Source organism: Corynebacterium gottingense (assembly GCF_007559235.1).
Lineage (GTDB): Bacteria > Actinomycetota > Actinomycetes > Mycobacteriales > Mycobacteriaceae > Corynebacterium > Corynebacterium gottingense.
Genome location: NZ_VMHH01000011.1, coordinates 36,849 through 59,792, shown reverse-complemented (window position 1 = coordinate 59,792; position 22,944 = coordinate 36,849). Strand labels below are relative to the sequence as shown.

Genomic DNA, 22,944 nt, shown 5'->3' with positions numbered 1-22,944 from the left:
GCCGGTAACCACGCTGGCTACCGGCCGCTGAAGCCCGACGTTGCCTATACGTCCAGGAAGCGGACGTCCTTCGCCTTGCGGGTGATGAAGCTGCGGCGGGCGGCGACGTCGTCGCCCATGAGGATGCTGAACAGCTCGTCGGCGCGCTGCGCGTCCTCCAGGTCCACGCGGCGGAGGATGCGCGTCTCCGGGTCGAGCGTGGTTTCCCACAGCTCCTTAGCGTTCATCTCGCCGAGACCCTTGTAGCGCTGGATACCGTCGTCTGTATTGATCTTGCGGTTGGCCTCGAGACCCTCGGCGAGCTGGCGGTCGCGGTCGGCGTCGGTAAACGCGTATCCGGGCGCGCCCTTTGCCCACTTCAGCTTGTACAGCGGCGGGTTCGCCAGGAAGACGTGGCCGTTCTGCACGAGGTCCGGCATGAAGCGGAACAGCAGGGTGAGCAGCAGCGTTGCGATGTGCTGGCCGTCCACATCCGCATCCGCCATGAGCACGATCTTGTGGTAGCGCAGCTTATTGATGTCAAACTCGTCGTGGATACCGGTGCCCAGCGCCGTGATGATGGCCTGGACCTCGGCGTTCTTGAGCACGCGGTCCATGCGCGCCTTCTCCACGTTGAGGATCTTGCCGCGCAGGGGCAGGATCGCCTGGTGCATGGAGTCGCGGCCGCCCTTGGCGGAGCCGCCTGCGGAGTCGCCCTCCACGATGAACAGCTCGGACTTCACCGGGTCCTTCGAGCGGCAATCCGCCAGCTTGCCGGGTAGGCCGCCCAGGTCGGACGCGGACTTGCGGCGCACCAGGTCGCGGGCCTTGCGGGCCGCCTGGCGGGCGTGCGAGGACGACACGGCCTTATTAATAATCGCCTTCGCCTCGGCCGGGTTGGCGTCGAACCAGTCCGACAGGTTCTCATTCACCGCGCGCTGCACAAAGCCTTTGATCTCGGTGTTGCCCAGCTTCGTCTTGGTCTGGCCCTCGAACTGGGGGTCGCCCACGCGGACAGAGATGACGGCGGAGATGCCCTCGCGGCAGTCGTCGCCGGTCAGGTTCGGCTCCTTATCCTTGAGCAGCTTGTGCTCGCGCGCGTAGCGGTTCATCAAGCTGGTCAGCGCGGCGCGGAAGCCCTCCTCGTGGGTGCCGCCCTCGTGCGTATTAATCGTGTTGGCAAAGGTGTGGACGGACTGCTTGTAGGAGTTGTTCCACTGCAGCGCAACCTCGGCCTCGTGGTCGTCGCCCTTCTGGTCAAAGCCGATCACCGTCGGGTGGATCGCGGTCTTGCCCTTGTTCAGGTACTCCACGTAGTCGATCAGGCCGTTCGGGTAGTGGAAGGTGACCTTCTTCTCCCGCTTCTTCTTCACATTCGGGGCGACGGCCTCGCCGGCCTCGCCCTTTTCGGCGTCGGACTCGACCACGGTTTCGTCATCAAACGAGTCCTCTTCCACCAGCGCGGCGGTTTCGCCCTCCTCGGCGATGGCCTCGAGCTCGAGCTCCTCGTCGGAGACGCGCTCGTCCTTGAGCGTGATGGTCAGGCCCTTGTTCAGGAAAGCCATCTCCTGCAGGCGGCGGGAGATTGTGTCGTAATCAAACTCGACTGTCTCAAAGATTTCCGCGTCTGGCCAGAAGCGGATCGCGGTGCCGGTGCCGCGGGCGTTGCCGCCCTCCTCCAGCTCGTCCGGGATGGCGTTGCTAAAGCGCTGGTACCAGTGCTTGCCGTCGCGCTTAATGTCTGCCTCAACGCGGGTGGACAGCGCGTTGACCACGGAAATGCCCACGCCGTGGAGGCCGCCGGAGACCGCGTAGGACTCGGAGTCGAACTTGCCGCCGGCGTGCAGCTGGGTCATGACGACCTGGACGGTCGGGGCGCCGGACGGGTGCATCTCCACCGGGATACCGCGGCCGTTATCAACGACCTCGACACCGCCGTCCTTCAACAGGGTCACATCGACGCGGTCGGCGTAGCCCGCCATTGCCTCGTCGACCGAGTTGTCCACGACCTCCCACACCAGGTGGTGCAGGCCGCGCGTGCCAGTGGAACCGATGTACATGCCGGGGCGCTTGCGGACAGCCTCGAGGCCTTCGAGGATGGTAATTGATGACGCGTCGTAATGAGGTTGTTGCTCAGCCACTGCTTGGACTCTCCTCTATATGCGTGAGTGGGCAATATGTGCCTAAAGCCTGTTTAACCCGCTCTATCTTACACGTAGTGGGGACCATTTACGGCACCAGGTGAAGCAGCGACAGGGCGTTTCTCGCGCGGATTTTGGGGTGGGCGGTGGCGTCTCTAAGCAAAAGCCCCTATCCGTACGTATCGCGCGGGCCGCGGCCCTTGACGTGCAGCGGGCCGTAGCGCCAGCTCTTGGTTTTGGGGCCGAAGATGTGCAGCTTGGTGATCACGTCGGGGCCGAGCTTCTCCGAGATCGCGCGCAGAATCGTGGACTGCATGTACTTGAGGTTGGAGGCCCAGGCTGTTGAGTCGCAAGTAATGTGAACCTCCCCGTTTTTGATCATCTCCACCTTTGTGTGCTGCGCAATCTTCGCGCCAACCAGTCCCTCCCAATTGCCCATCACCCAGCCGTACGCAATATTTTCGGTCCAATCGCGCTGCCGCACCTCTTTGCCGAGCAGAGCGCTAAACGACGCCACCTCATACCCCCGCGGCAACGCCCGCCCATCCTTGCCCGTGGGCCGGCCGCGGCGCACCCACGGCCTGCGGGCCTGCTCCTCAAAGTGGAGTCCGGGCACGGCCACCTCCTCGCCCTCCCCGGGCGCGCTCGTCGTCCCCGCCGTGAGCGCGCGCTTGCCCACGCTGCGGCGCGGCGTCACGTTCGCGCCCTGTTTCCGCAGGTTGGGCAGGCGGCGACCGCTGCGGCGCACCGTCTCGCGCAGCTGGTTGAAGGTGTCACTGACCAGATCGCTCAATGTGCGACTCCCCCTCCTCCATCGTCACCGCGTAGCGCGCGGAGACCGCGTCGTCCAAGTTGCCGGGCAGATCGTCGCCAACCGCTGCCGTAATGAGCACCTGCTCCGCGTCCTCCGCGACCCGCACGAGCCGCTGCCGACGCTTCGCGTCCAACTCCGCGAACACATCGTCCAAGATGAGGACGGGGTCCGCGCCGTCCGCCGCGAGCAGCCGGTACTCCGCCAGGTGCAGCGCGAGCGCGTACGACCAGGTCTCGCCGTGCGAGGCGTACCCCTTCGCCGGCTGCTCGCCCAGGCTGAGGACCAGGTCGTCGCGGTGCGGGCCCACCAGCGTGGTCCCGCGGTCCAGCTCCTCGCTGCGGCGGCGGCCCAGCTCGCTGAGCATCGCGGCCTCCAAGATCGCGGGGTCCTCCGAGGGGCCATCATTGAGCGTCCGGACCGCCGCGTCCAGGGTGGAGCTGTACCTGATGTGCGCCGGCCGCGACTCCGGAGCCACCGAGTGGTAGGACTCCGTGACGTGCGGCGCGAGCTCGCCCACCAGGCGCATCCGCCCCGCCGTGAGCTGCGCGCCTAACGACGCCAACTGCCCGTCCCACACGTCAAGCGTGCTCAGCGCGCTCGCGCCCTGCGGGTCCTCGTAGCCGCGGCGCAGCACCATGTTGGACCGCTTGAGCAGGGCGTTGCGCTGGCGCAGCACCTTGTCATAGTCCGCCTTCACCCCGCCCAGGCGGCGCACCCGGAGCGCGGCGAGCGCATCAAGGAAGCGCCGGCGCTCGGCGGGCTCGCCGTTAACCAAGCGCAGGTCCTCCGGGGAAAACATCACCGTGCGCAGGACGCCGGCGAGCTCGCGCGGCGACTTGAGCCTGGTGCGGTTGATCTGCGCCTGGTTGGCGCCCGAGGCCTTGAGCAGCAGGTGCGTGGTGAGCGCCCGGCCCTCGTTGACCGTGGTGGCGGAGATACGCGCGTTGCTCGCGCCGCCGCGGACCAGCGGGCCGTCCGTGCTCACGCGGTGGCTGGACAGGACGGAGGTGTAGTAGACGGCCTCGACGATGTTGGTCTTGCCGTGCCCGTTGCGTCCGGCGAACACGGTGACCCCGGGCTCCAGCTCCAGGTGGAGCGAGGGCCACGAGCGGAAATCGCGCAGGTCAAGTTCGCTAACGTACAACGTTTCTTCTCTGAGTCGGCAAGGTCGGCTTAGGGGGCGCGTTGGGGGCCGGACGAGTAGGCGTCGATTAGCCCGGCAGGCGCACTGGCATCAGCAGGTAGGTGAAGTGGGTCTCCGGGGTGGGGAACGTGCCGTCCTCGTTGGCCTCGGGCAGGTCCTCCGGCTCCGGGATCATGATCGCGGGGCGCGAGGCCTCGGTGAAGCCGAAGACGACGCGGTCGGTGCCGATGACGGACAGGCCGTCGCGCAGGTACCCGGCGTTGAAGGCGATGAGCAGCTCGTCCGCGCCGGTGAATGCGGCCGGCAGGGACTCGCTCGCCTCGCCCGAGTCGACGCCGGAGGCGAACAGGCTCACCTCGCCCTCGCGGAAGTGCAGGCGGATCTGCGCGTTGCGGTCGGCCACGAGGGAGACGCGGCGGATGGACTCGAGCAGCGGGGCGACCTCGACCGTGGCCATCGAGGTGTGCGCCTTGGGCAGCAGCGGCTCCACGTTGGGGAAGTCCGCGTCGAGCATGCGGGTGGTGGTTTCGCGGTTGCCCACGTGCATGCCAAACAGGCCCTCGGCGCCAACGTTGTCCTGCGCGCCGACCGCGATCTCCACCGGGTCCTCCAGCTGGGTGTCCAGCGTGCGGGCATTGTCCAGGAGGGTCTTGGCCGGGACCAGGAGCTTCGCCTCCACGTCCGGGCTCTGCGGCTCCCACTCCAGGCTGCGGATGGCAAGGCGGAAGCGGTCCGTTGCGGTCAGGCGCATCTTTGCGCCGCGGATCTCCACGTGGATACCGGTGAGCATGGGCAGCGTGTCGTCGCGGCCGGCGGCGGAGGCGACCTGGGAGACCGCGCGGGTCAGCGACGCCGGGGCGATCGTGCCGGTGGTCTCCGGCAGGCTGGGCACCTGCGGGTAATCATCCAGCGGCATCAGCGGAAGCTCGAAGCGGGCCTTGCCGCCCACCAGCTTCATGGTGTTGTTGTCCGTGGTCACCTCAACCGGTTGGTGGGGCATGTTGGCCACGATGTCCGAGAGCAGCTTGCCGGCCACCGCGACCCTGCCCGGCTGGTCAACCTCGGCGCCGAGGCGGACGCGGGTGGACACCTCGTAGTCAAAGCCGGCGAGCTCCAGGCCCTCATCGTCCGCGGTGATCACAATTGCGCGCAGGATCGGCTGCGTGCTCTTGGTGGGCAAGGCGCGAGCCACCCACGCCACGGCGTCAGAGAGGTCATCTTTGTGGACGCGGAATGACAGGGTGTTCTCACCGATGCTCTCGACCATAACGGCGTAAGGCTCCCTTGCTTGTAGTCGTGATGTTGAAACCGTTGCGCGGCTACCCGCGGTAACCAGGATCTGTAATTACGTTCTCACTCTAGGCGGGGCGCCGGGGCTTCGCCATATCGCCCCGGGGCGAAAGCGGGTTTTGTAATTCCAAGAATCGGGCTGTCCGAGCGGACAGCGGGCGGGTCATGCACAACCTCTCTTTCTGTAGAAGGAATTACAAGTAAAAGAGTTGGTAACTGCAGTAGGTGCTGTGCAATCTGTGGAATCCATGGGTTTCGCGGTGGTGGTGGCGCGAAACAGGGCTGTGATTCGGGGTGTGGAGTTTCTGTGGATATCTCCGCGCGGTTGTGGATAACTTTTCGGGCGCGATTTTGTTCCACAGCAGGTCGGACGTTGTCCACTGGGCTTTCACAAGATTTGCACGGTTATCCACAGGGCGGATCTGGGGGCTTGCGTCAGGTGCCGTGTGAGCAAGATCGCCAAATTACAACGGCGTAATTACACAGGTGTGGAGAAGTCTGTGGAGAGTGGTAAGAGAGTGACTTCTGGGGTTTTTGTGATCTTGTGGGGCGGAAAAGCGGGCCCACGGCCTAGCCCATGCGCGCCTTGTTCTTGATCATCTGCGTGAGCTCCTGGATCTCGTCGTAGGTGCCACGCTTCTCCGTCATCTCCTTGCGGATCTTCCGGTCCGCGTACATGACGGTGGTGTGGTCCTTGCCGCCAAACTCGTCGCCAATCTTGGGCAGCGACAGCTCGGTGAGCTCGCGGCAGAGGTACATGGCGATCTGGCGCGCGTGCGCCACCTGCCGGGCCTTTCCGGCACCGGTGAGCTGCTCCAACGAGAGTTTGAAGTACTCCGCGGCCGCCTGCTTGATGGCGTCCGCGGTGATGTTCACGTCGGCCTCGTCCGGCAGGATGTCGCGCAGCGCGTGGTGCGCGGCCTGCAGGTCAACCGGCTTGTTGGACAGCGACGAGTACGCGGACACGCGGATGAGCGCGCCCTCCAGCTCGCGGATGGAGGACTGAAACTGCGACGCGATCAGCTCGAGGACGGAGTGCTCGACCTCGGTGCCGTCGGCAGCCGCCTTCTTCATCAGGATGGCGATGCGGGTCTCCAGGTCCGGCGGCTGGACGTCGGTAATCAGCCCTCCCTCGAAGCGGGTGCGCAGGCGGTCCTCCAGGGTGGTGAGCTGCTTCGGCGGGCGGTCCGAGGACAGGATGATCTGCTTATTCGCCTGGTGCAGCGCGTTGAAGGTGTGGAAGAACTCCTCCTGCGTACCCTCTTTACCCTGCAGGAACTGGATGTCATCCACCATGAGGATGTCCAGGTTGCGGTAGCGGCGCTTGAACGATTCCTGCCGGTCATCGCGCACGGAGTTGATGTAGTCGTTGGTGAACTCCTCCGAGGACACGTACTTGATCCGCAGCCCCGGCTGCAGCACCTGCGCGTAATTCCCTGCCGCGTGCAGCAGGTGCGTCTTGCCCAGGCCGGATCCGCCCCAGATGAACAAGGGGTTGTAGGCGCGGGCCGGTGCCTCGGCGACCGCGAGCGCCGCGCCCGCCGCGAAGCGGTTGGACGAGCCCGTGACGAAGTTTTCAAACGTGTACTTCGGGTTCAGGTTCGCCGCCCGGTCCGGGTCGTGCGCCGGCTCCTCGCGCGGGATGCGCCGCGGCACGGTCGGGTGGCCCTGCCGCTGTTTTTGCTGCTGCGCGTGCATCTGCGCAAGCTCGTCTAGCCCCATCGGGATCTGCTCGCCCGGCCCCGCATCCTGCGCAAATTCCTCGGGCACGGAGGGTGCGTAATCGCGCTGCGGGGGCATGCTTGTCGACGCCACCGGCCCCGGCGTCTCCGGCATCTCTGGCACCCCTGACTCAGCAGGTTGTGGGGGCTGCGGCGCGGCGGGCGGCTCAGCGGCAGGAGGCGGCGTGCTCTCCGCCGCTGGTGCGACGGACACCGCGAGGATGCACGGCCCGCCGAGCTGGGCGGCGAGCAGGTTGGTGATGTGCGGTGCCAGCGAATCCTCAATCACCGTCTTCGCCGCGTGGTGGGGGACGGAGAGGACCGCGTAGCCGTTGACCAGCATGACCGGGGTGACCAGCTGCAGGTAGGAGCGCTCCTTGAAATTGAGCTGCGGGACCGAAGAGTCGGGTCGCTCTGAGAGCTGCAGCAGCTGGGTGACGGTGTCACGCCAGAGCGATTCGATCTGTTGCTCGGCCACGGTTACTCCTGTTCTTTCCTCGACATGGGGCTATGGGGCTCTTGGGGTCTGTATTGGTACTGCGGGGCGCAGGAGGAATGCGCGGCGTGGCTTATGCAACTTTGTGAAATTACAAAACCCACCGCGGAATCCACCGAATCCGGCGGTGCCTCCACAGGCTGGCGGGGGCCGGGATGGGCCCTCACCTGTTGTTCCACAACTTTATCCACAGGTGTGGATAGCGCCACCGTAGGGTTCTATCCACAGGTGTGTGCGCAAACTGTGGATAACATTTCTTAACCCTAAAGTTGTGGTTGAGCTGGGGTGATGGCGGGTCCCCCGGAGAAGTCTCAACTCATACTTCACAGTTATCCACAGGCTTGTGCACTGAATGCTTGTGAAATTGTGGTGATAAGACATTGTTACCCGCTGTCACCTCAGCGTGTCTAACGGTGTCGCGCCGGAGAACCTGTGGAATTCGAAAACGGATCGAACACGTGTCAGCGACCCGCTCCCCTCCCCGCCCGTTGAGCCCCACGTTGCCGGGCCGATTGGGCCGACTACCTGCGAAAAAACACAGTCATGTAATTTCGGGTGCCCCCGTTCGTCCCCGCGAATCCTGTCGGAGTGTCGATTTGTCGCCCGGAGGAAAAATCACGTACCCTAGTGGAGTCTGTCGCGCTAGTCGCACTGGCCGTTGCCCCGCGCAACGCCTTGCACTCGCGCGCTTGAGAGCACTACCCGCGCCGAGAACCGGGCCCCCGCAAGGGCGAGTCAGCGCAGGTAGCGCATGCGGCCTTCACCCAGTACGCGGTGAAGCGCGATCTCAACAACATTTTTCTACCGGAGGCGGCCACTGCCCCGGGAGGACGGGAGCACTGCTCACGGATGCTCTGCACAGAACATCCGTGCCGCGTAGTGCCCCCGACCGCTGGTCGCCGTGACGCATACAAGGAGTCCACCGTGTCCAAGCGGACTTACCAGCCCAACAACCGTCGTCGCTCGCGCAAGCACGGCTTCCGCGCCCGCATGCGTACCCGCGCCGGCCGCGCCATCGTTTCCGCGCGCCGCAAGAAGGGCCGCGCAAAGCTGACCGCGTAGTCGCGCCGTAGCTGCACCAATTCAGGGTTCACCACCGTGCTGCCGCGCCCGCTGAAGCTTGCGTCATCCAGCGACTTCCGTCGCACGATGCGCAAGGGGACGCGGGGCGGCTCCCGCACACTGGTGGTGCACCTGAGAGCCCGAACCGACACCGCCGTGCGCGGCGGACCTCGGTTCGGGCTCGTGGTGTCTAAACAGGTGGGGAACGCGGTGACCAGGCACGCGGTGTCCCGCAAACTCCGGGCCGTCGCGCGCACGCAGGCGGAGGCGCTGCCGCGCGAATTCGACGTGGTCATCCGAGCGCTTCCGGTGTCGGCCACGGCAACGAGCGCCGAGCTGGCCGGAGACCTCGAGCGCGCGGTCCGCAAGGCGCGCGCCAAAATCGCCAAACCACCACAAGAGCGGACAACCCGCTGATGGCGTACTACAACTTCGCCGGCGGCCGGATCCCCAGCCCTCCCGGGCCGGCGGCGGCCGCGCTGGTGAAGCTGGTGCGCCTCTACCAAAAGTACGTGTCACCCCTTAAGCTGGGTGGGACCTGCCGATTTTTGCCCGTTTGCAGTGCGTACGCACTCGAGGCGGTCGCGCGGCACGGTGCCGTGAAAGGCACCGCGCTCGCGGCCGCCCGCGTGTGTAAGTGCGGGCCGTGGCACCCAGGTGGCTACGACCCTGTGCCGGGGAGTATTCCGGCGGGGGCGGGGGCGTCGACAAGCGCCCAAAGCTCCAGCGTGCAGGTAACGGACATACGACAAACCGATGAGGAGTAACTGCCAAAAGTGCTGAATTTCATTTATTGGCCGATTTCATGGGTGCTGTGGGCGTACCACAAACTCTTCGGCGCAATTCTCTCGCCAGATTCAGGCATGGCCTGGGCGCTGTCCATCATCATGCTGACGGTGACCATCCGTGCGCTGCTGATCAAGCCGATGGTCAACCAGATGCGCTCCATGCGCCGCATGCAGGAGATGCAGCCGCGGATGCAGGAAATCCGCGCGAAGTACAAGAACGACCAGCAGAAGATGGCCGAGGAGACCCAGAAGCTGTACAAGGAGATGGGCACCAACCCGCTCGCCTCCTGCCTGGTCCCGCTCGTGCAGATGCCGGTGTTCATCGGCCTGTTCCACGTGCTGCGCTCGTTCAACCGCACCGGCAACGGCCCGGATGCGCTCGGCCTGTCGGTTGAAGAGAACCGCAACATTGCCAACTACGCCTTCTCGCCCGAGGACGTCCGCTCCTTCCTGGACGCCAACATCTTCGGCGTCCCGCTGTCGGCGTACATGTCCATGCCAGAAGACGCGTTCGCCGCGTTCACCGGTGTGGAGGACCTCACCCGGACCAAGATCATCGCGGTCTGCCTGCCGATGGTCATCCTGTCCGCGCTGTTCACCCACCTGAACGCGCGCATGTCCATTCAGCGCCAGCAGGCCCGCCGCGCGGCCGGCAAGGTGAACAAACCTCAGGGCGAGAACGCGCAGATGATGGACCAGCAGATGCAGATGATGAACAAGATGATGCTCTGGTTCCTGCCGGCCATGATCCTGTTCACCGGCTTTGTCTGGCACGTCGGCCTCCTGTTCTACTCGCTGTCCAACAACATCTGGACCTTCTTCCAAACCCGTGTCGTGTACGCGAAGATGGACAAGGAAGAAGAAGAGGAAGAGGCCGCCAAGCGCGAGGCCAAGCGCGCCTCCGCCCCGGCCGTCGGCGCCCGCAAGGTGGACAAGCGCACCAAGAAGCAGCGCAAGCAGGGCAAGTAAGGGTTGCTCACTCAAACCCGTCGCCAGTTGGCGGCGGGTTTTTTCGTGCCCGATTCCAGGCGGCGAATGGGGTTGGCGAAAGTGAACGCGCACAATTGCCCCAATGTTGGGCGCGTTTACTAGAGTCGGAGTGCAAACAATTCCCCTTTGTGTAAAGGAGCGCACAGCCGTGTCGGAACAGACCCCCGCTATCGCGCGCACCGTCTTCGGTGACCGCCTGGGGCTCGCGGAGCAGTACCGCGAGTCGCTGGCCACCGTGGCCGCGCAGCGCGGCTTCATCGGGCCGAAGGAGGTGGACCGGCTCTGGGGCCGCCACATCCTCAACTGCGCCGTCGCCGCCGAGGCGTTCGCGGAGGGCGCCCGCATCGCGGACATCGGCTCGGGCGCGGGCCTGCCGGGCATCCCGCTGGCCATCGCGCGGCCGGACCTGGACGTGACGCTCATCGAGCCGCTGCTGAAGCGCTCCACCTACCTCGGCGAGGTGACCGAGCAGCTGGGGCTGGACAACGTCACGGTGATCCGGGGCCGCGCCGAGGAGCAGCAGCGCAGCCAGTTCGACGCCGTCACCTCGCGGGCGGTGGCGCCGCTGGGCAAGCTCGCCGGATGGTCCTTGCCGTTGGCCAAGCACGGGGGCGTCATGGTGGCGATGAAGGGGGCGTCGGTAAGCGAAGAGCTCGAGCGAGACGCCGCGGAAATCCGGAAGGCGGGCGGCGGAGAAGCCACCATCTCCCAGGTCGGCGAGGGCCTGCTGGAGCAGCCGACCACCCTGATTACAATCGTGCGAAAGTAAGGGGGAGCGAATATGGACGAGCAGAATTTCGACGACACCCCGATCATGGCCGCGGCGCACCGGGCCACCCAGATGACGTCTGGGCGCGCGAAGCTGCCTAAGCCGGAGCAGCCGCGCGTGCTCACCATTGCCAACCAGAAGGGCGGCGTGGGCAAGACGACGACGGCGGTGAACATGGCGGCGTCGCTGAGCAAACAGGGCCTGAAGGTGCTGGTGATCGACCTGGACCCGCAAGGCAACGCGTCAACGGCGCTCGGCGCCGAGCACACCTCCGGGACCGTGTCCAGCTACGAGGTGCTCATCGGCGAGGCCGAGGCCGACGACGCCGTGCAGGCGCACGCGGAGAACCCGAACATCTTCTGCATCCCCGCCACCATCGACCTGGCGGGAGCCGAGATCGAGCTGGTCTCCATGGTGCGGCGCGAGTACCGGCTTCACGACGCTATCCGGCGCGGGTTCCTCGACGAGCACGGCTTTGACTACGTGTTCATCGACTGCCCGCCGTCCCTCGGCCTGCTCACCATCAACGCAATGACCGCGGTTGACGAGGTGCTTATCCCCATCCAGTGCGAGTACTACGCGCTCGAGGGCGTGGGCCAGCTGCTGGGCAACATCGGCATGATCCGCGAGCACCTGAACCACAACCTGCACATCTCCGCGATCCTGCTCACCATGTACGACGCGCGCACGCGCCTGGCTGCCGACGTGGCCGCCGAGGTGCGCGACCAGTTCGGCCAGGTGGTGCTCAACAACGTCATCCCGCGCTCGGTCAAGGTGTCCGAGGCCCCCGGCTACGGGCAGACCGTGATTGATTACGATCCCGGCTCCCGCGGGGCGCTCGCGTACTTCGACGCGGCGCGCGAGCTGGCCAACCGCGGTGACTACCAGCCGCACGAGACAACCGGGCCGATCGGCGTGAGCCCCGAAGTGTTCGCGGAGCTGGATAGCGACGGGGACGCGGGGGAAGATGCTGAGGGATCAGCAGGTACAGAAGGCACTGAGGGCGAGGAGTAACACATGGCACAGCAACGCAAAGGCGGACTCGGGCGAGGCCTGGCCGCACTGATCCCGTCCGCGCCGTCGACGACGGACACGACCGGGAAGACGGGCGCGATTGGCAACGGCGCCTCCGACATCATCTTCGGCGACGGCAAGGCCTCGCAGCGCGCGCAGGCGCCGAAGCCCGGCGAGGAGATGAACAACGGCAGCACCGGAGCGGGCCCCAATGCCGGCGCCGATGACGCTGCGAACTCAGGCAACCCAGGCAATTCGGGCAAGAAGAACAAGAAGGACAAGCAGCGCAAGAAGGTCAAGGGCGCCCCCACCGTGGGCGGCTCGCCGCGAGGGCCGATCGCCGGCGCCCCGACTGTCTCCGCCGCGAAGGACAACGTCATGCAGCCGGTGCCCGTGGGCGCCCGCTACCAGGAAGTGCCGCTGGGGCAGATCATCCCCAACCCGAAGCAGCCCCGCCAGGTCTTCGACGAAGACGAGCTGGCCGAGCTGGTGCACTCCATCCGCGAGTTCGGCCTGCTGCAGCCGATCGTCGTCCGCGACACCCAGGACGGCTTCGAGCTAATCATGGGCGAGCGCCGCTGGCGCGCGGCCTCCAAGGCCGGCCTCAAGCACATCCCGGCGATCGTGCGCGAGACTTCCGACGAGGACATGCTCCGCGACGCCCTCCTGGAGAACATCCACCGCGTCCAGCTCAACCCGCTGGAAGAGGCCGCCGCCTACGAACAGCTGCTCAAGGAGTTCGGCGTTACCCAGGAGCAGCTGGCGGACAAGCTGGGCCGCTCCCGCCCGGTGATCACCAACGCCATCCGCCTGCTGCGCCTCCCGGTGGATGTGCAGCGCCGCGTCGCCGCGAACGTCCTGTCCGCAGGCCACGCCCGCGCCCTCCTGGGCGTGAAGCTGGAGAGCGACGAGCAGACCTCCGCCGCACAGAACGAGCTGGCCAACCGCATCGTCGCCGAGGGCCTGAGCGTGCGCGCCACCGAGGAGGCCGTCACGCTGCTGAACAACAACGGCGCGCTGCCCGAGAAGAAGAAGCGCGAGCCGCAGCCGCAGCCGGAGTTCCTCACCAACGCCGCGAACTCCCTCGCAGACGCCTGGGACACCAAGGTCTCCGTGACCATGGGTAAGCGCAAGGGCAAGATCGTCGTCGAGTTCGGCGACAAGGACGATTTTGACCGCATCATGGGCCTGATCCAGGGCGAGCAGGACTGAGAGGACCGGCGGAACGTCAGGGGGACGGGTGCCAACGCAACCACGCGCGCAGCTCGTGCCGGTGCACGCCGGCACACTCGCCCGCATCCACCGGCGCGCCGCCGACACCGTCTTCTGGGAGCTCGACCCGCCGAGCCCCTCCTCTCGCCACACCGACACCGAGTTCACCGTTCAGCGCTCTGAGCTGGACAAAGAGGCCTGGCTCGTCGCGCGCTGCTACGAGCAGTACCCCATCGGCCACTCCATCGCGGAGGTGAGCGCCGACGAGGGCGCGCTGGCCACCATCCTCTTCTGCCCGCCGGAATTCGCCCCGGGCGCCTCCCGCTTCCCCACCGCACCCATTAGCCAAGACGCATGGGTCATCACGAGCCTACACATCGACGCCCGCGCTCAGCGCCGCGGCTACGAATCGGTGCTCCTCGACGCCACCATCGCCGCCGCCACCAGCGCCGGTGCACAGGCCCTCGAAGTCTTCGGCCTCCAGGAGTCCGCCGCGCGGGGCTCAACGCTTGACGACGCCACCGCGCAGGCCCACAGCCCCATCGCCCGCCACGCCGCCGCAATCGGCTTGACAGCGGTGCCCATCCTCGAGTCTGCCGGCTTCCGCATCGTGGACGACCACCCGCTACTGCCCCGCCTCCGGCTCTCGCTGCCGCCCGTATTCGACCTCATGGCGGACCAGGAAATCGCCGACCTGTTGGCGGAAGCGCCGGCCGTCTGATTCCATCACCTCACCAATTCCGCCTAGCTGTGTGCCCACATTCCATCATTCAATCAGGCGGTGCCGGACGAATCGAACCGGCGAATACCAATGATGTAAGCTATCGGCATGCGCGCTGAGGAAATGGCTGATCAAATCGCCCTAGGGCAGGGAATGACCAGGGCGTTTGCGCGTCGTAAATCTGCCGCTTTCATCAACGAGCGGCGCGTGATTGAAACGATGGCGTCCATGGCCAACGCTGAGGGCGGCACCCTTTTCATCGGCGTGGATTCGGACGGTTCAATCAGTGGCTGCTATCCCTTCCACGGTGATCGAACCGACCCCGCGCAGCTGGCCATGGCGGTGCGCCGCTACACCAACCCGCCGCTGGAGGTCGATGTGAGCGCCGCGCGGCTCGGCGGCGCTGAGGTGATCGCGGTGCGGACCGACGCGCACCCGAGCCCCGTCGCCACCGCGTGGGGCACCTACCGCACGCGGCGCCTCAATGAGCGGGGCGTGGCAGAGGCAGTCGGCATGGACCCGACGTATCTGTTCACGCGCTACCGCGACGCCAACGGGGTCGACTGGGCGCTCTCCCCCGCCCGCGGTGCCGCCCCGGACGACATCGACCCGGAGGCGATTGCGAGCTTCCGCGAACTGGCGGCGAGCCACGGTGGCGACGCGCTTGCCGCGCAGCGCTCCGACGAAGCGCTCATCCGCGCGCTCGGGTTCCGCACCGACGCGGAGCACCCGCTGACGCTCGGTGCCATCGCGCTCTTCGGCCGCACGGAGGCGATCCGTACGCACCTGCCGTACCACCAAATGGTGTTCTCGGACCGTCGGGTCTCGCACCGGACGTCGCGAAGCGTGGCCCCCTTGGCCACGATGCTCAGCGCGCTCACCGAGCACCGCGCTGCGCTCGGCCCCGCGTTTCCGCTGGTGATCAACGCGCTCGTCCACCGCGACTACTCGCTGCCCGCGCCCGTCTACGTGGCGCTGGAGGAAGACTTCACCAGCATCTCAAGCCCCGGCGGCCTGCCGCGCGGGGTGGACGCGGCGGCGCTCGCGGAGGGCCGGCCCGTCTACGCGCCGCGCTCGCTGCACCTGAGCACCGCGGTCTCGCTCACCGGGCTCACGCGCGGCGCCGGAACGGGGTACCCGGAGGTCGCGCGGACGCTGTCCGCCGCAGACCTGGACCCGGTCAGCTTCGCGGGCACCCACGGGCAGGGCGTGACGGTGACGGTGACGCAGCACTCAAGCGCCCCGCTTGCGGTGAAGGGGAATGACGCGCTGGCGTTAGGCGCGGTGCAGCGCGCGGGCCGTGCGGGCCTGGCCAGCGGCGACGTCGCCGCCATCACCGGCTTGAGCCAGCAGCAGGCGTACCGCGCGTTGCGCAAGCTTGTCGACGCCTCCCTGATCCGCAAGATCGGCTCGACCCGGACCACCAGGTACTACGCAAAGTAGCCCAGGCGCGGAACCCCCGAAACTTTCCCCCGAAACTTTCCCCCAGCAGGAACCTACGCGCGCTCCTCGCGCAGCAGGTCCTGGAACGAGTAGCTGCCCGTCGGCTGGTTATCGGATTCCAGCAGGTAGAGGCGCTTGACGGCGACGACGATGGACTCCGCGATCGCGTCGCGCTGCGCGGGATCCGTGAGCACGGCCAGGTCGCCCGGGTTGCTCAGGTAGCCGGCCACCACTTCCACCGACGGCATGCGCGTCATGCGCAGCATTTCCCAGGTGCGGGCGTGGTTGTGGCAGTTCCGCAGGTTGGTGCGGGCGGCGATCTCGCGCTGGATGTAGCCGGAGAGCGTCTCGCCCGTCATGGAGGAGCTGCCGATTTCGGACCCGAAGTAGAAGGTGGCCACGCCGTTGGCCTTTTCGTTTGGGTAGTGGTCCAGCTGTAGCGAGATCACCAGGTCGGCCTTGAACCCGTTGGCCAGGTCGGCGCGCGCCTTTGCGGACGGGTTGTCGCCGCGGGTGCGGGAGATGATGGTCTCCACGCCCGCGGCAATCATGCGGCCTTCAACGCGCTGCGCCAGGTCCCACACGATCTCTTCTTCGGTGATGGGGCCGTACGGGCCCTGGACGGTCACGCCTGTGTCGGCGCCGCCGAGGGCGGGGTCAATGACCACGCGCTTGCCGGTCAGGTGCGGTCCGGCCTGGCGGACGTGCTCGCGTTCGCGGATGGCGTTCGCGGAGCCGCCGGTGATGCGCCGGCCCAGCAGGCTCAGCGCGTGGAGGGTGTCGGGGCCGCAGAGCCCGTCGTCCTCGAGGCCGGAGTTGAGCTGGTAGGTCATCACCGCTTCGTGGGTGCGGCGGCCGAAGCGGCCGTCGATGCGGTGCGCGTAAAAGCCCAGCTCGTGGAGTTGGGTCTGCAGCTGCGCGACATCGTCGCCCACGAGCTCCTGGCTCGGCTGGTAGCTCAGGACGCGGTTGCCCAGCTTGTACGACGCCTGGCGGAGCTCGCGGAGCGTGAGGTCATCGATGTTGCCGGTGGGCATGATGCCGCGCGACTGCTGGAAGGCTTTGATGGTGTCGGCCAGCGTGGCGTCGAAAAGCATCTCTTCCTGCGAAAACTGGCGGGAGTTCCACTCATCGATGGAGCCCTCGTAGCCGCTGAGCAACCCTAGACGCGCGAGTGTTGAGCGAACCTCAGCAACTCGGGCACTGGAGTCGCCGACGCGAAGAGTTGCACGCACTGGGAGCCTTTCTGACGAAGCGGTTGACACGTATACCTACTACATCCTACGTGGGTGAGGCGGCCGCGCGCGAAGCAGCACGTCGGCGCGCCGCGGACCCAGCTAGAGCAGCGGCTCGATGCGGGAAAGGATCTCCTGTTTGGGCCGGTAGTTGGTAAACTCGTCGACCTTTTCGCCGTCCTTGTACAGCAAGACGGTGGGGATGCTGAACACCTGAAACATGGCGGTCAGGGTGCGCTCGGTGTCCGCGTCGATCTTGACCACCTTGAGCTTGCCGTCGTACTCGGCGGCGATCTCGTCCAGCACTGGGGCGAGCCGCTGGCAGGGCTGGCACCACTCGGCAGAAAAGTCCACGAGGACGGGCAGCTCCGACTCGATGACCTCGGACTTAAAGGTTTCCTGGGTGACGTCCACTGGTGCGCTCACGGTGCAACTCCTTTACGTGTTCTCGGTTCCGACTTCCCTACTCTAGTCGCCACCGCTGAATGCCCGGCCCGCGCGCCCGCCCGGCGAAGTAACAGAACCATTACAGCTTGCCGGGCCACGCTTCACGACGCCCACGCGCCTCGACCTACAGCGTGTTGAGGTAGTGCTGCGCATCGATCGCGGCGCGGCAGCCGGAGCCGGCGGCGGTGATGGCCTGGCGGTAGATGTGGTCCACCACGTCGCCCGCGGCGAAGACACCCGGGACGCTGGTTTTGGTCGTCGGGTCCTCCACCTGGATGTAGCCGCCCTCGTCAATAGCGACCTGTCCCTCCAGGAAGGCGGAGCGCGGGTCGTGGCCGATTGCCACGAAGAGCGCTGTGGCGTCCAGAACGGACTCCTCGCCCGTCTGGGTGTTGCGGACCTTCAGGCCGCTGACCTTGCCGTCCGCCTCCTGCACCTCGTCGACGACGGTGTTGGTGATGAACTCGATCTTCTCGTTGTCGCGGGCGCGGTCCAGCATGATCTGGGAGGCGCGGAAGTTCTCCGAGCGGTGGATGATGGACACTTTGGAGCCGAAGGTGGTGAGGAAGGTGGCCTCCTCCATCGCGGAATCGCCGCCGCCGACCACGGCGATGTGGTGGTCCTTGAAGAAGAAGCCGTCGCAGGTCGCGCAGGTGGACACGCCGCGGCCGGTGAGCTCCTCCTCGCCCGGGATGCCCAGGTGGCGCGGCGCCGCGCCGGTAGCGAGGATGATTGCGTGGGCCTTGAACTCCTCGCCGTCGACGTAGACCTTCTTCACGTCGCCGGAGAAGTCGACGCGCTCGACCAGCTCGGGGCGCAGCTCCGCGCCGAACCTTTCTGCCTGGGCGCGCATGCTGGACATGAGCTCGGGGCCCATGATGCCGTCCTCAAAGCCGGGGAAGTTCTCCACCTCAGTGGTGTTCATGAGCTCGCCGCCGAACTCGTAGCCCTCAAACACCAGCGGGGACAGCTCCGCGCGGGCCGCGTAGAGGGCGGCGGTGTAGCCGGACGGGCCGGAGCCGACGATGATCACGTCGTAAACCTTCTCATCGCCGCTGCCCTTCGCCGGTGCGGCCTCCGGCTCGCCCTTCTTCTCGGCGGGCGTATCGCCCAGCACGTTCATAGAAAGCAGGTTGAAATCTGGCTTTGTCATGCGTCCTCCGCCTCATCATCGCGATTGTGGTTGTAGCCGTAATCTCGCAACAGTCTACTGCCCCACGCAACGCGCCACGCCCGCGGGAGATTCCCGCAGTTCAGCGCGCGACGTTAGCCGCGCGTCAGGAGTTGGTCCGCGACTGCGGACCGGGCGCGGGAGCGGCGCGACTTCACCGTTCCGGGCTTGACGCCCAGTTCCTTGGCGGCGTGTTCGACGGAGAGCCCGTGGACGTCGATAAGCAAGAGGGCCCCTCGCTGCGCGCGTGGCAGCGCGGCGACGGCGTTGCGCACGGTCATGTAGGAATCGAGCGCGCGCAACGGGTCGTGGGCGAGGCTGGCGTTGCGGTCTCGGTCGACGGCCTCCTCGTTGTCAATGCTCACCTCGAAGTCCTTGCGCGACGTGCGGCGCAGGTGGTCGATGGCGGCGTTGACCGTCATGCGGTGCAGCCACGTCCCCAGCTTGGATTCGCCGCGGTAGCGGTGCAGGTTGCGGTAGGCCTTCAACAGCGCCTCCTGCACGATGTCCTGCGCGTCCTGGTCGTTGTGCGTGTGCGTGCGCGCCACGCGGTAGAGCTGCGGGCCGTGCTTGCGCACAATATCCGTAAACGCAGCCGGGTCCCCGGTTGCGTGCGCGCGGACGAGCTCGCGGTCAGTCCGATATGACATGTTTCCCCCAAAATTCCCCCGAATGATGTGTTCCCGCGCACAATTATGCCCGATCCGCCCCCGTTGCGGGGAGGGACCGGGCAATAATATTCAGCGCTTGAGCTTAACGCTTATCGACGCCACGTCACCGCAGCTCCGTGTAGCCAATCACGGAAACCTCTTTGACCTCCACACTGTTCGACTTCTCAAACGCCGGCAGCTGGAGGATGACGCCGCGCAGCTTCACGTCGTCGGTGACGTCGACGCTGTTCTGCCCCGGGTGGAACTTGCCCTCCGCGAGCTTGGGCAGCGACTGTACGTCCAGCGCGCCCTCCTGTTCTGCGGGGAAGTCCGCGGGCACGCCGTAGATCTCGTAGGGGCCGCCGTCGGAGGTGGTGTCAATGAGCATCTGCTCCACGTTGACGGCGCCGGCGGACTCCGGCGGGGCGAGCTTGACGCCCTCGCCGCGGGTGACGGTCGCGCTGGTCGCGCGGTCGCCGTCGACCACCGGCGAGAGGTCGGTGCCTTGCGCAGTGTCCTGCGCAGTGCCGATCGCCGTGGCCTCGAGCGGGCCGATGATCACGGGCAGCCCGACGGACCCTGTGGACCCTGCGGATTCAGTGGCCTCCTGCGCTTCCCGCTCCAGGTTTTCCGCGCCCTGCTCGACCGAGTTTTGCGTGACCGGAGAGTTGATGTCGTTGCCGGAGAACAGCCCGACCAGCGAGGTGGTGAGGATCGCAATGAGGACCACGGCGCCGACCGCGATGGCCGTCAGCAGCGTGACCGTGATCGTGCCGTAGCGGCGCGAACCGAAGCCGCCGGGGACCTCGTCCGGGTCGTGGGTGGTCTCCGCGATCGGCTCGACAAGCTCGTCCTCGGTGGCAGTCTCTTCGGACGCCTCGTTGCCGGACGCCGCGGCGGTGGCGACGACGGTCGAGCCGCCCCGGTTGGCGGAGGTGGGCTCCTCCCCCGGGGCCGGCAGGTTCGCCTCGCGGCGCAGCGCGTCCTCGAGGTCGTGGAAGTCGCTGTTTTCGATCGCGTCGGCGTCGACAAGCGCCCTGGTGCGCTGCGTGATGCCGTCGAGCGCGTCGGAGTTGACGTTGGTGGTGAGCAGCTGGAGCGCGGACGCGAAGGCCTCGGCGTCGGCGGGGCCGGACGCATCCGGAAGGACGGCGGGGAACGCGAGGCGGACGTGGCCGTCGGTGTCCACGCGCAGCCGCTGGCGGTTGTCCAGGCCGAGCGGGATGCCCTGCTCGTGGGCGGTGGCCAGCGCCCCGGCGAGCGGCGCCAGCGCGTTGGCCACGGCCTCGGTGTGCAGTGTCTGGCCGCTCTCCGCGACCGCCTTCACCGAGGAGCCCTCGATCCAGTCCGCCACGATCAGGGCGCCGGAGCGGTAGGACAGGATCTCAATGTTGTCGGCGATCGCAGGGTGGCCCAGGCGCGCGAGCTTGCGGGTGCGGCGGGCAACGCCGGCGGCCTGCAGGGCGGCCTCGCGCGGGGTGACGGGCGCCATCGGTGCGGCGCCGGTGGTGTCCACGAAGGTGAGCGCTACGGGTGCGCCGGTGGACAGCTCGCGGGCCTGCCAGAAGCGGGCGCCGGTGGTGGCGCCGTGGTCGCGGATGAGGCGGAAGCGGCCGTCGGACACGTTCGCGCCCGGCACGAGGCGCGGGCCGCGGACCACGCCGGCGGACATCGGCGGCGGGACCGGGCTGGCGTTGAAGGTGTCGGCCACGAGGAACTGGGTGGACACGTCGCGCGGGTCCACCTCGCCGACCTCGATGGCGGCGGTGTCGTCCGGCCGGATGAAGCGGCCCAGGCCAGGGATGCGGGTGAGCGCGCGGCCCAGGTTCTGCACCTCGGGCAGCTTCGAGCGCGAGAGCACCAGGCCGGTGACGATGAGGAAGAGGATGCCCAGGATGGCCACCTCGATGAGGAATCCCAGCGAGGGCAGGCCGATCAGCGAGCCCAGCGCGCGCGGGACGTTGATGCCGACGACGTCGCGGACCAGCCAGCGGATGAGGAACGTGACGGCGATGCCGACCACGCCCGCGCCGGCGGCCCACAGCGAGGTGCGCATGACGGTGGCTGCCTCCAGCGTGCCGAGTTTGCGGCGTAGCAGGAACGCACCGATGAGCGCGCCGGCGATGAAGCCGAAGCCGTTTGCAGCGCCGAGCAGCACCACCACGGACTGGGTGGAGTCCGCCACCATGGGCGCGAGGTAGCTCAGCACGATCTTCGTGGCCGTGATGCCGGCGATGATCATGGTGGGCGTCCACGCCTCCTCGCGCGCGTAGAACACGCGCAGGTGCAGCATGACGAGCGCGTACGGGATGAGCGTGAACGCGGAGAAGCTAATCGTCAGGCCGAGGGTGCGGGCGGTGTCGCCGTCGAAGTTGCCGTAGGCGAACAGCGCGTGCCCGATGTCCGGGCCCAGCGCCGTCATGAAGACGATGATGGGGATCAGCGCGATGAAGGTCAGCTTGGTGCCCAGGGTGAGGTCGCGCACGACGGCCTCGTCGTCGCCGTCGGCGGCGTTGCGCGACAGGCGCGGCATGATCGCGGTGAGCAGCGTGACGCCGATGATGCCGTACGGCACCTGCAGCAGCATCCAGTGCTGCTGGTAGATGATCGGCGCGGCCTCGCTCGCCGTCGAGGCGATGCGCGTGGTCACGATGTAGCCCGCCTGGCTGATGGCCACGTACGTAATGATGGCCAGCGCCATGCCGCCGAACTGCTTGAGGCGATCGTCGATGCCCCACAGCGGCCGCAGGTCAATCCGCAGCTTCCGCAGCGCGGGCATCATGATGAGGCATTGCACCACCACGCCGAGCGTCGTGCCCAGGCCCAGCAGCGCGACGTGCGGATTGCTTATCGACGCCGGCGCCGCCGGATTCAAACTCCCCGGCAGCAACATGTAGAGCAGGAGCACCGCGATGGAGACCACGTTGTTTGCCACCGGCGCCCACGCACCGGGCCGGAAGTGCTCCTTCGTGTTCAGGATCGCCATGAACAGTGAGAAGAGCCCGTAGAAGAAGATCTGCGGCAGCACCAGGAAGGCGAACGAGGTCGCCTGGACCACGTTGACCTTGCCCTCGTCGTCCAGGAAGAGCCGCGTCAGCAGTGGCGCGCACGCGACGGCGAGCACGGTGACCACCGTCATGAGCGTGACGGTGAGGGTGAACAGCTGTCGGATGAAGCGGGCGCCGTGGTCCTCGTCTTCCTTCTCGGCGCGCACCAGCACCGGCACCACCAGGGCGGTGAGGACGGAGCCCAGCACGATCTCGGTGATGATGTTGGGCAGGGTGTTGGCCGTGTTGAAGGCGGAGGCGACCGCGGGGCCGAGCGCCGCGCCGATGAGCACGGTGCGGATGAAGCCGGTGACGCGGGAGATGAGGGTGGCCACCGCCATGGAGCCGGTGGCGCGCACGACCGAGGTGTTGCTCGTGCCCTCCTCGCCGTCGCCGGTGTCCGCGGCGCTGGTGCCGCTGTCTTTCTTGGTTGGGGCCTCGAGCGTTGCGGTCGCCGCTGCGGCGCCTGCTCCGGCCCCCGCTGCCCCGGCGGGTGCGTCCGGGTCCTCGTCGTCGATGTCGACGACGTGGATCGTGTCCGTGGAGGCTGCGTCCTTGCTCTCCTTGTGGTCCCTGTTGTCCCTAGCGCTGCCTCCGGGCTGCCCGGACTGCGCGGCGTCGGACTCGCTGCTTTCGCCCTTGGGGCTGGTGGTCAGCATCGATTTGTCGGGCTGGTTCGGGTCCTCTTCCGGGCCCTGAACCTTGGCCGGTGGTTGCGGCACCGGGGCGGGCGGCGCCGGGGTGACGATGCGCCGGCGTAAGCCAGCGGTGCGCTCGGCGTCATCCTGCTGTGTCACGGATGTTCTCCAA

General features: G+C 67.0%; 19 protein-coding genes. 9 read left to right on the top strand and 10 right to left on the bottom strand.

Annotation, left to right across the window (positions count from 1 at the left end; genetic code table 11):
• Positions 1 to 44: 44 nt before the first annotated feature.
• The 5 genes from gyrB to dnaA form a co-directional block, all read right to left on the bottom strand.
• Positions 45 to 2,120 (bottom strand): DNA topoisomerase (ATP-hydrolyzing) subunit B, encoded by a 2,076-nt coding sequence (gene gyrB / locus FPH17_RS10555; RefSeq protein WP_095548040.1) that lies wholly within the window; start codon positions 2,118 to 2,120, stop codon positions 45 to 47.
• Positions 2,121 to 2,289: 169 nt separating this feature from the next.
• On the bottom strand, positions 2,290 to 2,913 hold the full coding sequence (locus FPH17_RS12165) for a DciA family protein (RefSeq protein WP_154880435.1): 624 nt from the start codon (positions 2,911 to 2,913) through the stop codon (positions 2,290 to 2,292).
• The gene (gene recF / locus FPH17_RS10545) at positions 2,894 to 4,078 is read right to left on the bottom strand and encodes a DNA replication/repair protein RecF (RefSeq protein WP_154880433.1); all 1,185 of its coding nucleotides are present in this window, start codon (positions 4,076 to 4,078) and stop codon (positions 2,894 to 2,896) included. Before recF ends, FPH17_RS12165 begins: the two co-directional genes overlap by 20 nt.
• A gap of 67 nt (positions 4,079 to 4,145) precedes the next feature.
• Positions 4,146 to 5,345, bottom strand: a complete 1,200-nt coding sequence (gene dnaN / locus FPH17_RS10540; RefSeq protein ID WP_095278663.1) for a DNA polymerase III subunit beta — start codon at positions 5,343 to 5,345, stop codon at positions 4,146 to 4,148.
• 593 nt (positions 5,346 to 5,938) lie between these two features.
• Positions 5,939 to 7,567, bottom strand: coding sequence for a chromosomal replication initiator protein DnaA (dnaA, locus tag FPH17_RS10535; protein ID WP_154880431.1), 1,629 nt, complete (start codon positions 7,565 to 7,567; stop codon positions 5,939 to 5,941).
• Between the two features lie 942 nt (positions 7,568 to 8,509).
• On the opposite strand from dnaA, the gene rpmH reads away from it, so the two are divergent.
• The 9 genes from rpmH to FPH17_RS10490 all read left to right on the top strand — a co-directional run bounded on the left by rpmH (position 8,510) and on the right by FPH17_RS10490 (position 15,584).
• A complete protein-coding gene (gene rpmH, locus FPH17_RS10530) occupies positions 8,510 to 8,647 on the top strand; it encodes a 50S ribosomal protein L34 (protein WP_095278661.1) in 138 nt (45 codons plus the stop codon).
• Positions 8,648 to 8,683: 36 nt separating this feature from the next.
• Positions 8,684 to 9,064 (top strand): ribonuclease P protein component, encoded by a 381-nt coding sequence (gene rnpA / locus FPH17_RS10525; protein WP_095537778.1) that lies wholly within the window; start codon positions 8,684 to 8,686, stop codon positions 9,062 to 9,064.
• Positions 9,064 to 9,414 carry a membrane protein insertion efficiency factor YidD gene (gene yidD, locus FPH17_RS10520; protein ID WP_203085440.1) on the top strand — a complete coding sequence of 117 codons (351 nt, stop codon included), beginning with the start codon at positions 9,064 to 9,066 and terminating at the stop codon, positions 9,412 to 9,414. The genes rnpA and yidD overlap by 1 nt, the downstream gene beginning before the upstream one ends.
• Positions 9,415 to 9,423: 9 nt before the next feature.
• Positions 9,424 to 10,404: a membrane protein insertase YidC gene (gene yidC / locus FPH17_RS10515; protein WP_154880429.1), complete on the top strand. Its 981-nt coding sequence runs from the start codon at positions 9,424 to 9,426 to the stop codon at positions 10,402 to 10,404.
• A gap of 169 nt (positions 10,405 to 10,573) precedes the next feature.
• Positions 10,574 to 11,194: a 16S rRNA (guanine(527)-N(7))-methyltransferase RsmG gene (gene rsmG / locus FPH17_RS10510; protein ID WP_244288106.1), complete on the top strand. Its 621-nt coding sequence runs from the start codon at positions 10,574 to 10,576 to the stop codon at positions 11,192 to 11,194.
• Positions 11,195 to 11,206: 12 nt separating this feature from the next.
• On the top strand, positions 11,207 to 12,208 hold the full coding sequence (locus FPH17_RS10505; protein ID WP_122085942.1) for a ParA family protein: 1,002 nt from the start codon (positions 11,207 to 11,209) through the stop codon (positions 12,206 to 12,208).
• Positions 12,209 to 12,211: 3 nt separating this feature from the next.
• Positions 12,212 to 13,420, top strand: coding sequence for a ParB/RepB/Spo0J family partition protein (locus FPH17_RS10500; protein ID WP_154880425.1), 1,209 nt, complete (start codon positions 12,212 to 12,214; stop codon positions 13,418 to 13,420).
• 28 nt (positions 13,421 to 13,448) lie between these two features.
• Positions 13,449 to 14,141 carry a hypothetical protein gene (locus FPH17_RS10495; RefSeq protein WP_167496818.1) on the top strand — a complete coding sequence of 231 codons (693 nt, stop codon included), beginning with the start codon at positions 13,449 to 13,451 and terminating at the stop codon, positions 14,139 to 14,141.
• Positions 14,142 to 14,348: 207 nt separating this feature from the next.
• Positions 14,349 to 15,584: an RNA/DNA-binding domain-containing protein gene (locus FPH17_RS10490; RefSeq protein ID WP_244288105.1), complete on the top strand. Its 1,236-nt coding sequence runs from the start codon at positions 14,349 to 14,351 to the stop codon at positions 15,582 to 15,584.
• A 53-nt stretch (positions 15,585 to 15,637) separates the two neighbouring features.
• Here FPH17_RS10490 and FPH17_RS10485 read toward each other — a convergent pair whose 3' ends face one another.
• From FPH17_RS10485 to FPH17_RS10465, 5 genes are all read right to left on the bottom strand, one after another.
• The gene (locus FPH17_RS10485) at positions 15,638 to 16,819 is read right to left on the bottom strand and encodes an N-acetylmuramoyl-L-alanine amidase (protein ID WP_154880422.1); all 1,182 of its coding nucleotides are present in this window, start codon (positions 16,817 to 16,819) and stop codon (positions 15,638 to 15,640) included.
• A 102-nt stretch (positions 16,820 to 16,921) separates the two neighbouring features.
• Positions 16,922 to 17,245: a thioredoxin gene (gene trxA / locus FPH17_RS10480; protein ID WP_095554444.1), complete on the bottom strand. Its 324-nt coding sequence runs from the start codon at positions 17,243 to 17,245 to the stop codon at positions 16,922 to 16,924.
• Positions 17,246 to 17,390: 145 nt separating this feature from the next.
• Positions 17,391 to 18,419, bottom strand: coding sequence for a thioredoxin-disulfide reductase (gene trxB, locus FPH17_RS10475; RefSeq protein WP_154880420.1), 1,029 nt, complete (start codon positions 18,417 to 18,419; stop codon positions 17,391 to 17,393).
• Between the two features lie 113 nt (positions 18,420 to 18,532).
• A complete protein-coding gene (locus tag FPH17_RS10470) occupies positions 18,533 to 19,087 on the bottom strand; it encodes an RNA polymerase sigma factor (RefSeq protein WP_154880418.1) in 555 nt (184 codons plus the stop codon).
• Positions 19,088 to 19,211: 124 nt separating this feature from the next.
• A complete protein-coding gene (locus tag FPH17_RS10465; protein WP_154880416.1) occupies positions 19,212 to 22,931 on the bottom strand; it encodes a murein biosynthesis integral membrane protein MurJ in 3,720 nt (1,239 codons plus the stop codon).
• Between the last annotated feature and the right edge of the window lie 13 nt (positions 22,932 to 22,944).